The sequence below is a fragment of the Paraburkholderia sediminicola genome, assembly GCF_046026855.1.
Classification (GTDB): domain Bacteria; phylum Pseudomonadota; class Gammaproteobacteria; order Burkholderiales; family Burkholderiaceae; genus Paraburkholderia; species Paraburkholderia sediminicola_A.
In genome coordinates this window covers 14,409-27,246 of sequence record NZ_JAQQET010000032.1, presented here as the reverse complement: position 1 = coordinate 27,246, position 12,838 = coordinate 14,409, and the positions used below count along the sequence as shown (strand labels likewise).

Sequence of the window (12,838 nt, the reverse complement as noted above, 5' to 3'; positions counted from 1 at the left end):
CGGAATGACAGTGTCGGTCGAATCGAGCTTGCGTGAAACATCGACAATCAAGCTGGAGAACTCGGGAAAGCCAACGCTGATCGGGGAAGGCGGGCACTTTGTGACCCCATTTGTCTTAATGTTTCACGGCGAAGATAGCTGCGGTGATATGAGGTCAGGCAGAAACCGTTGACTTCGGAAGGAGATACGCCAAACCGAGTGATGCGTATCAAATGCTACGTGTTTCGTAGTAAATGTACGGGTATATAAAAAAAATATCTCTTTGACCGCCTGCCGCGAAACGATCTGTGTTTTGCGAGCAACCCATCCGGCCAGCAAAGACAGTAAGCAGTTTGATCTGCCGCCGGCTCGAGTGCATCGTTGTACGCCTCGCAGTCACTGTACCCGTTCTAGTTGGCACGGCGCTACACCGCAAACGAGCAGCACCGTGCCCCGTGAGTTCAGGAGATCGCCCCGCGAATCCTCAACACTAGTCGTAGTCGATTGCATCGGTTGGAGCCGACGGGTTGATCGGGATCGCCAATGACCTCAAGCAGTTTGGCAAAGAACGGGCCTTCGAGGTGGTGCGGCTTGTGTTTACTCTGCGCATGATAGCTGCTCATCCTAGGATAGTTGAGAGTAAGCAGCCGCCGCGCATGCTCGATCGCGCGGGTCTAGCGGATCCGCAACGTTTCGTAGATCAACGCCCCCAGGACTCTGTAATGCGGACATTGGACCGCGAGCTTGTAGAGCGCCTCGGGCACCGGCGTGGCGGTCCGACTGCTGCCGGTGACTTGAGGATAAAGCGACGGACCAATCGGACGCACTATCTCAAAAAACATGCTCCCTCTCGCGAAAACGACAGGGTTAAAAGACCTCACCAGTACCGATGGAAAGCGTCGTCGGAGCACTGGCGCACCCATTGCTTCAGGCACACTGTGCGTCGATGATGATGTTCTGTGGGCCACCTGATCATCATTTGTTTGCCGCGGACAAATACTCTATTGCATCGAGTGTCGTCATTCAAATTCCGGTGCGCCGTGCCGCTATATTCAGCGACCTCATATTCGACAAGCTCCACTAGTTCGTCGAGCGTCACATAAAGACGCAGGTTGGCCTTCGCCTCAGCGAGCGCGCGGCGAACACAGTCCGGATAAGCGCCCGCACGGCCCGGCACGCACGAGTACAAATGGCTGGAAATCGTAGCGAAGAGACGTTCGTCGCATGACCGTTCATCGGAGCCGTGAATCGGCCCCGCATCGGCGAGACAGCCTATCGCCTTCAAGGTATCATTCGCGAGGCGGCTTCGCGTCGCAGGGGAGAATCCATTCTCAGCTAACGAACGCGAGCTCCGACAACTGTTACGACTCAAAGCCGTCTGAGGGGGTGTTGCTGAGCTTGAAAGGGTGAGCGTGATGCGGTACCAGCGCTTTCTCGATCATGTTCACGTCGTACCGACTTTATTCGCGGGCCACCACGAGGTGATAGGCGAGCACCGTGCGCGTCCACACATTGAAAATCACCAGCATCCACACACGCCTCCATTTCAACCTCGTGTTTTAAAACCTGTCTGGTCGTGCACGACGACATCTCTGCAGACATTTAACGGGTGAACATCAAACTCCTATTAGATAGGGAGATGTTGTCGCGGGACTTCCTACGTCGTCGTCTCTGTACGGCAACCCCTGGAGGTTCGGGGCACCCGCACGAACGTGCAGTAGCGCCGAAATTGCGCAGCATTTCTGTATTCAGTTGCCGCGCTCACTACATACCGGCACTGGACGGGACCTAAGCGAACATACTCGACGACCCTCACGTAGCCGACCAGTGCTGAGAACCCGAACGGCCGTCCAGATGTGGTGATAAGGCGTGTTCAGCCGACCATACATCTGGAGGTGGTCGACACCAGTGGACTGCTCGACCTATGCTTGAGCGATTCGCCGCGAGCGGCAGCGTTCAAGCGTCTGCATCGGCGCGCGGTGTCTCATGATCGAATTCGGTAAATGCAACTGTTGATCACGCCGTGAGATCAATTGCGTGAAACTCCGGTTTCCATCGGTGAGAAACTCTATAGTGTTCACTATCGGTTAAAACTTCGCGCAAGTACGTCCGGTTGGAAAATATTCTGGTTCGAGTATATCGAAGGATGGGTCACCTTCTCGGAGTGCACGCGCTAAAGAGCGTCCAACGGCAAAGTTCGGTGAGGGTGCTAGGTCGCGACGAGTGCATGGTCCGCTCGCGGGCACAAATTGGACGTTCGACCAGCGATTGACGCCCCGTCCAACCGTGTGCAACACACCGCCCTTGCGAGCGTCGTCGATCAGAAACGGGATCTGCACGCTGCGCGGATTAAGACCTGTACCGCTGCCGTAGATGTTGCTTGGACAGATCACCACAGCGCGCACACCTTCCTCGGACGCGGCGAGTACCCGCAGTTCAATGTCACGACGGGGTTGCTTGACGGGCTCGACGACCATCGGCGTGTCTTCGTCGAAGATCGCTTCCGAAACGCTATTGCCCAGCGCGTCATCGCCGATCACACTCGATCCGCTCGTGCGCAGCAGTGACTTGCCGGAGTCGCGCAGACCCTCGATAACGGCTTCGATCGCCGACCGGTGGTCGCTGTCGGCAGCGTGAATTACGCCGTCCGATTGCTGGGCTTCGCGCGTCAGCAGACTGCTGTCTTCGAGGCTGCCGATCACAGGCTCGATGCCTAGCGCCTTCAATGATTCGGCTTTGCTTGCGTCGCGGATCAATCCGCGAACGCTATGGCCTGCGGCGAGCAGGCGGCGGGCGACAGTGCCGCCAACGAAACCGCTTGCCCCGGTTACAAAAATGTTCACGATCTGTTCCTTTAGAAGACTTGATTAGATAGCTTAGTTAGCGGTCGAAGCCGGCAGCAGGGTGGTCTGGTGCGCGACAAGCCGCCATGTTTTCCGCTCGCGTCGCCAGACCACCATGAAGAGCGAACGGAGACTCCGTTCGGTTCCCCGTACGGTCGCTTCCATTTTCACGACGCCGCTTGCGATAAACGATTCATCACCCAAGGGTATTACTGTCTCAATGCGGCTATTGGCGCTTCGGTAGATCACCGCTCCCGCCCGGACGGCGTCGAGGTAGGCCGTCTTGTCGTCCTTCAGTCCGCTTGAATGCACGAATTGCAGATCGTCGGAGATAAGATCGGTTAGCGCGTCAACATCGGCATTCAGCAGTAGCTGCCATCGTGTGTCTTCGAGCTTGCGCGCGAGATCGAAGAAATCTGATCCGGTTGTCATCATGAGTTCCTGTTCGGGCATTGGTTTTACCAATGCATTTTCAGTACAACGGGAAAAGAGGTCGTTGTTTCCAGCGAGGCAAGGAGTCCGCGTCCTCTCCATGTTGCAAAAGTAACTGCTTCTCACGCTTGAATTAAGTAGGGTAGAGTTCCCGATAGAGTGGACAATGTGTCCGCACAATGGATGTCGCGAGACTATGGATAGCGTTGCACTTAATGTTTTTGTTCAGGCTGCCGAGACACGTAGTTTTGTTGCTGCCGGCCGCAACCTTGGTATTTCCGCTTCCGGCGTGGGTAAAAGCGTGACGCGTCTCGAGCAGAGTCTCGGTGTCCGGTTGTTTCATCGAAGCACACGCAGCGTCACGTTGACCGCCGAGGGCGAGATTTTTGTCGAGCGCGCACGCCGCATTCTGCGCGGAGTTCGATGCGGCGCAAGCCGAGTTGTCTGAGGCATCGGCAGTTCCCAAAGGGCGGTTGCGCATCGGCTTGGCGACGATTGGCGCCCCCTTTCTGCCCGTGCTTGTCGAGTTTCAGCGGCGTTATCCCGAGATCGAACTTGATCTCGACTTTGACAACCGCAAAGTCGACGTGATCGAGGAGGGCTACGACGCGGTCGTGCGTAGCGGCGACGTCGCTGACTCCCGATTGACCTCGCGGCGATTGGGCTCTTTCCGGATGCTGCTGGTCGGCGCGCCGGACTACTTCGAGCGCCGCGGCAAGCCGGCCCGCCCCGAGCAACTCGCCGAAGATGCCTGCATTCAGTTCCGCATGCCAAACACCGGCAAACTGCAGGTCTGGCAACTGCGGTACGATGCCGACGAATCCGAGGCGCGATTTGCCGCTGCAGTGACATGCAATACAAACGAGGCACGCCTGTGCTTCGCCTTGGAAGGTCTCGGCATTGCATACATATCAGACTTCACGGTGCGCGATGCCCTCAACGACGGCAGACTGATAACGGTTCTGGACGAGTACACGACCGACCACAACACCTTCCAACTGTTGTGGCCGTCCGGTAGACATATCACGCCTAAGCTGCGGGCATTCATCGATTTCATTAGTGAACACGTACCGCCGGAAAAGACGCGTCTATAGCCGGTGACCCCGTACGTGCCGTGTGGGTTGCCCGACATGCGTGTTTCCCGGCGTAGATCGTCCAGCGATCTACCAGATCGAATCGCCGCGGATCACTGCATCGACCGCCGTCAATAAAAATGGTCTGCCCGGTCATATGGCCGTTCTTTTCGCTGATGAGCCATGCAAGGAATTCGGCCGCTGCCACAGGTTCATACGGGCGGCCGAGTGGCATGGGGGCGGCGCTCACGGCGCCAACGGCTATCTCATCAACCAGTTCGTTGATTCTCGGGCGAATAGGCGCACAGATGGCTACGGCGGCACGCTGATCTATGTGGGCAAAGTACACTTTGGGGCGAGCCGAGGCCGCCCTGCGCAATGGCTAAGCTGGTGAGTGCGTTCATTACGAAGTCGATTGACCGAATCTTGTTGGGCGCACTCGGCAAATCCAGTGGTTGGTGTTCGATCATGACGCCGTGACGGCGCCGCGCGACTAACCCTGCCTGATGTGCGCCAGCTCAACCAGACGCACTGTCAACGCTTCATTCTCCTAGTCCGCCGTCGCTCATAGTGCAACACGCTGCGAGAAAGCCTAACAAGCTGACAGGCGCGGCGCTCAGAGATGTAGGCCGTCTCCCGTATCGCCGCCGCTGCTTCGCGTTTGGCTTGTGGGCTAAGGGTTCTCCTTTGGCGACAACTTTCAACGCATCCATGTCGAGCGGGGCTTCGACCGGTAGCCACTTCAGCCGCGCATTCTCGGCCTCAAGTCCCTTCCGTCGGCTCGCTTCCGACGTTTCCATGCCGCCGAACTTCGTGTGCCGGGAACAACGCGTCACTGGGGCCGTGCTTCGTGTGCAGTTCCTTGACTGGCTTATCGATCTCGATGGATTTTCCACGCGACGACGGACATCTCTTGATTTGGAAGTGAATGCTCTCTAATTTATGTAAATGGTCAAATTAATTCACCGAGCCACGGAAGTCCGTGGGCCGGGACGTCCCCGGGAGTTCGTGCTCGAAGATGTGTTGGACAAGGCTATCGGCGTGTTCAGCGAGTTCGGGTATCACGCCACCTCGCTGGGCAGGCTCACCACGGCGATCGGTATCACTGAAGGCAGCTTGTACAAGGCGTTCAGCGACAAGCGGGCCGTTTTTCTTGCGGCATTTGAGCGTTATGTTGAGCTGCGCAACAATCGCCTGGTCGAAGAACTGGCGCGCGCAGACAGTGGAAGGGAGCGGGTGAGAGCAATTCTCAACGTTTACGCGGGGTACAGCCATGGCAGTCTGGGGCGGCGTGGCTGTCTTGTGGTCGGCAGTGCGGTGGATTTGTCGAGCTCGGATCAGGACATGGCAAAGCGCGTACGTATCGTCCTGGATGGACACGAGGGGCGCCTTGTGGATGCGATCCGACAGGGCCAAGTAGATGGTTCCATCTCTATGGGAATAGAGGCCGAGTCCGCTGGACGTCTCTTGCTTTGTGTGGTGCAGGGCATGCGGGTGTTGGGAAAGACAGGCCGGTCGCACGACGAAATGCTGGAAATCGCTGAAAGTGCGTTGCGGCTGCTCGATTGATCATTTTGGCTAATTTGGGAGTAAATGCTCCCTATTGTGGGTCCGAAAACCATGAGCAAGACTTTTATTGCAACATCGTCACATCAGAGGCTATCACGCGGGATTGTCCTAATTCTCGCCGCAGCAAGTGCCTTCATCACCGTGAACATGTATTACGCGCAACCCCTGGTGGGTGTGATCGGATCGTCGCTTGCGCTGTCGGCAGCAACGGCTGGTCTTGCCGTGACGCTAACCCAACTCGGATACGCTCTGGGCTTGCTGTTGATCGTTCCGCTCGGTGATCTCTTCGAGAATCGCCGCCTGATCCTACTGCTCGTAAGCTGCTGTGTGATTTCGCTGCTCGTTGCCGGTGTGTCGCGGCACGCAACGCCGTTTCTCGCTGCTTCACTGGCTATTGGATTGTCGTCAGTCGCGATGCGGATTCTCTTTCCGTATGCGTCGCTTCTGCCCGCTGAAACCGAGCGGGGCCGCGTCATCGGGTTCATGACCAGCGGCCAGATGCTCGGCATCATGCTCGCACGCCCGGTCGCGAGCGTCGTAGCACACGCGGCCTCGTGGCACACGATATTTGTGCTTTCCGCAGGCTGCCTATTTGTCACTGGAAGTGTGTTTTGGCGCGTATTACCCCGTTGGGTTCCGGAGGTATCCCTCGGCTACTGCCGTATGCTCGGGTCGATGGTTGGTCTCGCGATCACAACGCGCGTGCTGCAACGTCGCGCGTTCTATCACGCTGGGCTATTTGCTTCGTTTTCCCTGTCCTGGACAGTTGTGCCGTTGCTTCTTGCGGGGCCCCACTACCGTTTGTCCCAGATCGGAATCGCGTGGTTCTCACTGGTCGGTGCAGCTGGCGTAGTTGCGGCTCCGATCGCAGGTAACGTGGCGGACCGCGGCTGGACACGTCAGGGGACAACCATTGCGATCGCGCTCGTCGGCATCAGTTACCCGTTGACATGGTGGGGTTCACGCAACACGGCGGACGGACTCCTGTGTTTCGCCGCCGCCGGTGTGCTGCTTGGAGTGGGTGTGACCCTCAACGTCGTGCTCGGACAGCGCGCGATCTTCGAGTTGGGAGCCGAGCATCGAAGCAAGCTGAATGGCCTTTTCATGACGGCATTCTATTTGAGCGGTGCGGCGGGATCTGCCATCGGCACGTGGGCTTATGCGCGAGGTGGTTGGTCACTCGCTTCGGCATTCGGGGTAGCGATGCCGTTGATCGCTGCGATCGGTTTGGTGGGTGAGTTTCGTATATCGCATGGCGGCCACGCCGAGATCGATGCAGCATCAGGATCATCCCGTGAGAGAAGATCGATTCACTAATGCAAATACTGAGGTAAGGAGTTTCCATGAAGGACGAGATTGTCCGGATGTCCCTGGCGGAAATAGCTCCACCTTTTGCGTTTCCCGCATTCTGGACCGAATTTCGCCACAGTACCGCCACCGTCAACGGTATTCGTCTGCATTTCGTCGAGGGCGGCCACGGCGCGCCGATTCTGTTGCTACCCGGATGGCCACAAAGCTGGTACGCGTGGCGATATGTGATGCCGATGCTCACGCGGGCCGGGCGACGCGTGATCGCTATTGATCCTAGAGGCATGGGTGATTCGGATCGGCCGGCGTTCGGCTACGATATGGGGACCATTGCGGCGGATGTCCACGGATTGGTTGAGGCATTGGGCCTGTGCTCGGACGGTCCGATCGATGTCGTGGGACATGACATCGGCACGTGGATTGGTTATGCCTATGCGGCCGAATGGCCGGAAGACGTGAAGCGACTTGTTGTGTTCGACGCGGCGCTACCGGGCATTTCACCGCCGCCTGATGCAGGGATCATATCGGAGGAAGCGAACGTGAAAACCTGGCACTTCACTTTCAATCGATTGGCAGACTTGCCCGAAATTCTGCTCCGCGGACGTGAACGCGAATTCCTGACGTGGCTGTTCCGCGTCAAAGCGGAGCGGCCCTGGGTTATCACGTCCACGGATCTCGATGAGTATGTGCGAGTGAATTCGGCGCCCGGAGCGTTGCGGGCTTCGCTGTCGTACTATCGGCACGCGCTCAGTCCTCAAGGTCTGGAGCACAGCAGGCAGCGCGCCGAACGGAAGCTCGGCATGCCGGTACTAGCGTTTCGCGCGGAGTCCGGCGTGGGGAAGATGCTGTTTGACACGATGAGTCTCATGGCGGATGACGTTCGCGGTGGCGTGTTCGATGCGTGCGGGCACTATATGCCGGAGGAGGCGCCGCGGGATGTTGCCGATCAGATTCTGGCGTTTACTAATAGCTGATTGGTCGCAGTGATGTAGGGCCAGAACTCGATCGGAAGCGTAGTCTTGCCTGTGATGGCGTGGTTAGCGATGTTCTCGAAACAAGGCCAAACATTGAAAAGCTCGTCGTTGTCGTGTGTCGTAGCGTTCCTCATTCACCGTCAGTCGCGGTGGGTAATAGCCCGGCTTGTTGGAGTTGGCGCAGCTTGGAGTAGAAGGTTGTGCGAGAGATGCCTAGTTGCTTGGAGGCGGTTGAGATATTGCCGTCGTGCTCGTGCAGAGTCCGCCGCACGGCCAGGAGCATCTGTTCGTTAAGGTTGCCGGAGACGGCGTCGGCGACGGGCGGAGAGGGTTGCTGCGACCGAGGTAGCGGTGGACGGGGTACGGTACGGTTCAGTGGCGCTCGTACCGGCTGCACCCAGAGGTGGCTGCCGTCGGCTTGGACAATGCGTCGGGCGGGACGCCCAAGTTGCAGTAATCCCCGCTGCTGGGCCTGCGACGCGTGAACGAAGAGTTGCCGTAGATCGACCCTTGGAAGGGGGCCGATTGACGGCAGCGCGAGTAGCCGCCGCGCCTCGAGGCTGGCGGCACATACTTGGCCGTCGTCATTCACTGCCAGGACACCAGCCAGTGGCGTCGGCAACCAGCGTGGATCATGCTGGACGCGTAGGAGGTGACAGTGGCGCATCGCGGAGGCGAAGAGGCGCTGCTGCGCGGATAGCACAGCGAGTCGGAAATGCTCGCGCAGTACGTAAGCATTACGTTGTCCCTTGCCCGTGATGTCGAGCGCGCCGATTACCTCGCCGTCAAGACCGAACAGGGGCATGGCGAGGCAGAAGATGCATGCAAATGCTTCGAGGTAGTGCTGGTTGCCGGTGACAATGACTTCCGCGCTGTCGTGCATGGCGCAGCCTGGAGCGGTCGTGCCCACGTGCGACTCATGAATGCGTCGGCCTGCGGCGATGGGCTGAAGTATGCTGTCGCGGCTTGAGGGGTTGTGGCGCGCGTGAACGATCACTCCTTCGGGGTTAACGCAGAAAATGGTCCAGTCGGTGCCTCCGAAGGCGCTCCACAGCGGTTCGATTTCCTGTTCCACGCACTGGCGCAGGCGCCGGTCGGCCGGAGTGTACTGCAAGCAGGACAGGGTCTGGTCATATTGCGGTGCCTGCCAAGGGCGCAGTCCACTGTCGCGTGAGCGCTGCCAAGATTGGGCCACGAGCGGTGGCAGCAACGCCGCAGGCAGCTCTCCGCCATCGAAAAAGCGAGTACGGGCCGTCTGCAGGGACCGCTGAATGGTTGTCGACGAATTGGCTTCTTGTTTCATCGGTGGGGAAGCAACGTGAGAGTTCGATGTATGACGCACTGAGCGGGCTTGAGTGTAATGCCCTCGGTGCAACCTTCTGCTACGTCGTTGAATCGGTTGACCAGATCGATTGCACCGCTGCCCATGTTTCTTGGAGATCGATCCCCGTCGGACATCCGCGCGAAATAATGCTTCGTCGCTCATCGTGCATTCCTCTTTGCGTGTTTTCGCACCAGATACCGGTGGAGCTCACTGTTGCGGATATATGCACTTTCCGCAACACACAAACGCTGGTTCAAGAACTTGGCATTGCGCTCCATGTACAGTACAACGACCGACAGAACAACACTAGTCGTGATGAAGCATTCGAGCTTGTCTCGATGTGTATGACGAGAACCGAATGTGCGAGCAGGATTTAACGATACCCCGAAACGGCGACCTACGAAATGTTGCCGTGTCCGGTGCCACTGATACCGTGTCAGCGACGAACCGATCGATCAGGTGTCGCAGCAATTCCCGGACCTTGACAGCAATCGCAGACTCCTCAGGCGCTGTCAAGGCGCCTTTGCGTCGCTTCTTTCGATTTCAGGAGGTCGCGTCTTTTATCAGCCAGCCGCCGTCGATCTTGACGTCGGAGCCGGTCATGTATCGAGATTCGTCCGACGCCAGATAGAGAATGAGGCTCGCGATGTCGCTCGGCGTGCCGCGCTCGCCAAAAGGTACCTCACCAACCATCGAGGCCTCCACTTGCTCTTCGCTGATCTCACCCACGTCCGCGAGCTCTTTGATGATGTTATCAGTCATTCGGGTCTTGATTAGACCTGGATGAATCGAGTTGACACGCACCTTGGCGCCATTTCGCGCACCGACTAATGCCATGGTCTTGGCGAGATGTTGAACACCCGCTTTGCTTACGCCGTATGGCGCTGCGGACATCGCTGCCATGTAGGATACGATCGAGGATAGAAGAATGATCGATCCAGACTTTTTGGCAAGCATGGCAGGCATGACCGCTTTGCACCCGTAAAACGTCCCGGTCAGATTGATGGCGATCACACGTTCCCAAAGATCGGGGGACGTATCGAGTACGTCGACCTTGAGATCACCCTCAATACCGGCGCATTGCACCAGTATGTCAATTCCGCCATACCTTTTCACGACATCGTCAACCAGCGTTTCCCACGCAGCATGGTCTGTTACATTCAATCGATAGAAGGCACCGCCTACTTCATCTGCCAATGTCTTCCCCCCAACCTCATCGAGGTCAGTTATGACTACAGTTGCGCCTTCGCGAGCAAGCAGTCGTGCTGTCTCGCTCCCGATGCCACCAGTACCGCCCGTGATTATGGCTACCTTGTTCTGTGCACGCATAGGATTTTCCTTTTTGAGTTTACGGAAACCAACTTAATTAAGAGGCCGACGATATACAGGAAAACAACCAAATTGACCTAATGTGGATGGAAGATTCAGCTATGAGACTAAGTCTCATAGCATCCTGATGATGTCGATATAGCTGCTGCACTTAGCTCAGATGATGCCGTTCCGCCAGTTTGTACACCGGCGTGGACAACCCTTCGAGGCGTCCTTTGAGTTGCAACGCCAGATACAGCGAGTAGTGCCGCGACTGGTGTAGGTTGCCACCATGGAACCACAGGTTTTGCTGCTGAGTTGGCTTCCACATATTGCGTAGTTCGCCTTCCCATGGCCCCGGATCCTTGGTGGTTCCTGATCCGTAGCCCCAACACTTTCCGACCTTATCGGCCACTTCTTGAGAGATCAACTGTGCTGCCCAAGCTGTCATCGAACTGAAGCCGGTGGCATAGATGATTAGGTCAGCCGGCAGTTTGGTGCCGTCGTCCAGGACCACGCCATCGTCTTCGATGTGATCCACGCCTGAACCGCTGTGCAGTTTGATTTTGCCGTCGGCGATCAGGTCCGAAGCGCCGACATCGATGTAGTAGCCGGAAGCGCGACGCAGATACTTCAGGAACACGCCTGATTCGTCTTCACCGAAATCGAGCAGGAAGCCTGCTTGCTCCAAACGATCGTAGAAGTGCTTGTCGCGCCGCCGGACTTCGTTGAAGGCCTCGCGATGGATCTCGGGCAGCACTCGGTACGGGATTGAGGCGAACGTCAGGTCGGCCTTTTCAGTGCTGACACCCGCCTCTACAGCACTCTCCGAGTACAGCGGTTGCATTACCACGTTCATCAGCGTCTCCGAGCGAACGATGGAGGTGGCAGAGCGCTGAACCATGGTCACATCAGTTCCGTTCTCATATAGATCGGCACAAATGTCGTGGGCTGAGTTATTGCTGCCGATCACCACCGCACGCTTGCCGCGCCAGGCGTCGCCCCCCGGATGCTGGCTGGAATGGTGCTGCTGGCCAGAGAAATTTTCGGAGCCAGGATACTTAGGCACGTTGGGCATGCCAGCGTTGCCCGTGGCCAGGACCAGGTGGGTCGGATGCAGCGTATGGTGCCGACCTTCGCGGCTCACTTCGACGTCCCAGCGTTGCTTGACCTCATCGAAACCGGCCTTGATGCCGCGAGTCGAATACCAAGTATTGAGTTCCATTACCTTGGCATACATCTCCAGCCAATCGCCGATCTGATCCTTCGGAGTGAACACCGGCCAATGTTCGGGAAAAGGGATATAGGGCATATGGTCGTACCAGACCGGGTCGTGCAGACACAGCGACTTGTAACGGCTGCGCCACTGGTCACCTGCGCGCGCGGTCTGGTCGACGATCAGGGCTGGCACGTCCATGCGCTTGAGCCGTGCACCCAGCGCCAGCCCGCTCTGACCACCACCGACGATCAACACGTAAGGCTGCTCGGTGATGCCCAGCGCTGCCTGTTCGTCTTGGCTGCGCTCCAGCCAGCTACGTTTGTCTACGAAGTCGTGACCGTGCTGTGCACCCAGTGGGCGGGTACGGCCGCGCTTTTCCTCGAAGCCTTTGAGCTCTTGCGCTGCGGTCAGTAGCGTCCAGCCCTTGCCATCCCGGAGTCGAATATGTCCCTTGCCGCGGAACTGCGTAGTCTCGAAGCTTAACCAACCTTCGATTAACCCATTGTTCTCAGTGGCATTGCCTTCCAGTTTCCATTCTCGCGGCTGCGCATGCTCCAATGTGCTCCGAAGCAAGTCGGTAATCTCGCTGTGCCCTTCGGACGTGGTCAGATTCCAACCGAAGGCTAGAATGTCTCGCCAGAAACCTGTCTCGTGAAACAAACTCGTGGCCGTTGCGATGTCACGCGTGGTAAGCGCGCGATCGAAGGCCGTCAGCCACTCAGCCAGGGTCTGAGTGTGGATGTCTTGTGATCGTGAGCATGTGGCAAGCTCGAAATTCATTGCAGCTCCTCTCGGGAAGTCATGGCAGA

8 protein-coding genes and 3 pseudogenes are annotated in these 12,838 nt (G+C 57.6%); 5 read left to right on the top strand and 6 right to left on the bottom strand.

All coding sequences use genetic code 11. The features are described from left to right. Positions 1-2,066: 2,066 nt before the first annotated feature. Positions 2,067-2,822: an NAD-dependent epimerase/dehydratase family protein gene (locus PQR40_RS29095; RefSeq protein ID WP_408510380.1), complete on the bottom strand. Its 756-nt coding sequence runs from the start codon at positions 2,820-2,822 to the stop codon at positions 2,067-2,069. 33 nt (positions 2,823-2,855) lie between these two features. After that, positions 2,856-3,275 (bottom strand): nuclear transport factor 2 family protein, encoded by a 420-nt coding sequence (locus tag PQR40_RS29090; RefSeq protein WP_408510379.1) that lies wholly within the window; start codon positions 3,273-3,275, stop codon positions 2,856-2,858. 175 nt (positions 3,276-3,450) lie between these two features. Here PQR40_RS29090 and PQR40_RS29085 point away from each other — a divergent pair. Together PQR40_RS29085 and PQR40_RS29080 are read left to right on the top strand one after the other, a co-directional pair. Then, positions 3,451-4,348 (top strand): annotated as a pseudogene (locus PQR40_RS29085) (LysR substrate-binding domain-containing protein). Positions 4,349-4,568: 220 nt separating this feature from the next. Continuing rightward, positions 4,569-4,655: pseudogene (locus PQR40_RS29080) on the top strand (oxidoreductase); the annotation flags it as partial. Positions 4,656-4,713: 58 nt separating this feature from the next. On the opposite strand, the pseudogene PQR40_RS29075 reads toward PQR40_RS29080, so the two are convergent. Further along, positions 4,714-5,257, bottom strand: a pseudogene (locus tag PQR40_RS29075) (IS3-like element IS407 family transposase); the annotation flags it as partial. 90 nt (positions 5,258-5,347) lie between these two features. Here PQR40_RS29075 and PQR40_RS29070 point away from each other — a divergent pair. From PQR40_RS29070 to PQR40_RS29060, 3 genes are read left to right on the top strand one after another with little or no spacing between them, the layout of a single operon-like run. Next, positions 5,348-5,896, top strand: coding sequence for a TetR/AcrR family transcriptional regulator (locus PQR40_RS29070; RefSeq protein ID WP_408510449.1), 549 nt, complete (start codon positions 5,348-5,350; stop codon positions 5,894-5,896). A gap of 51 nt (positions 5,897-5,947) precedes the next feature. Next, positions 5,948-7,213, top strand: a complete 1,266-nt coding sequence (locus PQR40_RS29065; RefSeq protein WP_408510378.1) for an MFS transporter — start codon at positions 5,948-5,950, stop codon at positions 7,211-7,213. Between the two features lie 26 nt (positions 7,214-7,239). Further along, complete coding sequence (locus PQR40_RS29060) at positions 7,240-8,178, top strand: alpha/beta fold hydrolase (RefSeq protein ID WP_408510377.1); 939 nt, start codon at positions 7,240-7,242, stop codon at positions 8,176-8,178. Positions 8,179-8,308: 130 nt separating this feature from the next. Here the strand turns inward: PQR40_RS29060 and PQR40_RS29055 are convergent, their stop codons facing one another. From PQR40_RS29055 to PQR40_RS29045, 3 genes are all read right to left on the bottom strand, one after another. Next, complete coding sequence (locus tag PQR40_RS29055; protein WP_408510376.1) at positions 8,309-9,481, bottom strand: helix-turn-helix domain-containing protein; 1,173 nt, start codon at positions 9,479-9,481, stop codon at positions 8,309-8,311. Positions 9,482-10,045: 564 nt separating this feature from the next. Continuing rightward, positions 10,046-10,831 carry an SDR family NAD(P)-dependent oxidoreductase gene (locus PQR40_RS29050; protein ID WP_408510375.1) on the bottom strand — a complete coding sequence of 262 codons (786 nt, stop codon included), beginning with the start codon at positions 10,829-10,831 and terminating at the stop codon, positions 10,046-10,048. Positions 10,832-10,982: 151 nt separating this feature from the next. Beyond that, positions 10,983-12,809, bottom strand: a complete 1,827-nt coding sequence (locus tag PQR40_RS29045) for an NAD(P)-binding domain-containing protein (RefSeq protein ID WP_408510374.1) — start codon at positions 12,807-12,809, stop codon at positions 10,983-10,985. Between the last annotated feature and the right edge of the window lie 29 nt (positions 12,810-12,838).

Bases quoted from the DNA above. Each gene is read 5' to 3' on its own strand.
- PQR40_RS29050 (WP_408510375.1), bottom strand. From the start codon at position 10,831: ATGCGTGCACAGAACAAGGTAGCCATAATCACGGGCGGTACTGGTGGC.
- PQR40_RS29065 (WP_408510378.1), top strand. From the start codon at position 5,948: ATGAGCAAGACTTTTATTGCAACATCGTCACATCAGAGGCTATCACGC.
- PQR40_RS29060 (WP_408510377.1), top strand. From the start codon at position 7,240: ATGAAGGACGAGATTGTCCGGATGTCCCTGGCGGAAATAGCTCCACCT.
- PQR40_RS29045 (WP_408510374.1), bottom strand. From the start codon at position 12,809: ATGAATTTCGAGCTTGCCACATGCTCACGATCACAAGACATCCACACT.
- PQR40_RS29090 (WP_408510379.1), bottom strand. From the start codon at position 3,275: ATGCCCGAACAGGAACTCATGATGACAACCGGATCAGATTTCTTCGAT.
- PQR40_RS29055 (WP_408510376.1), bottom strand. From the start codon at position 9,481: ATGAAACAAGAAGCCAATTCGTCGACAACCATTCAGCGGTCCCTGCAG.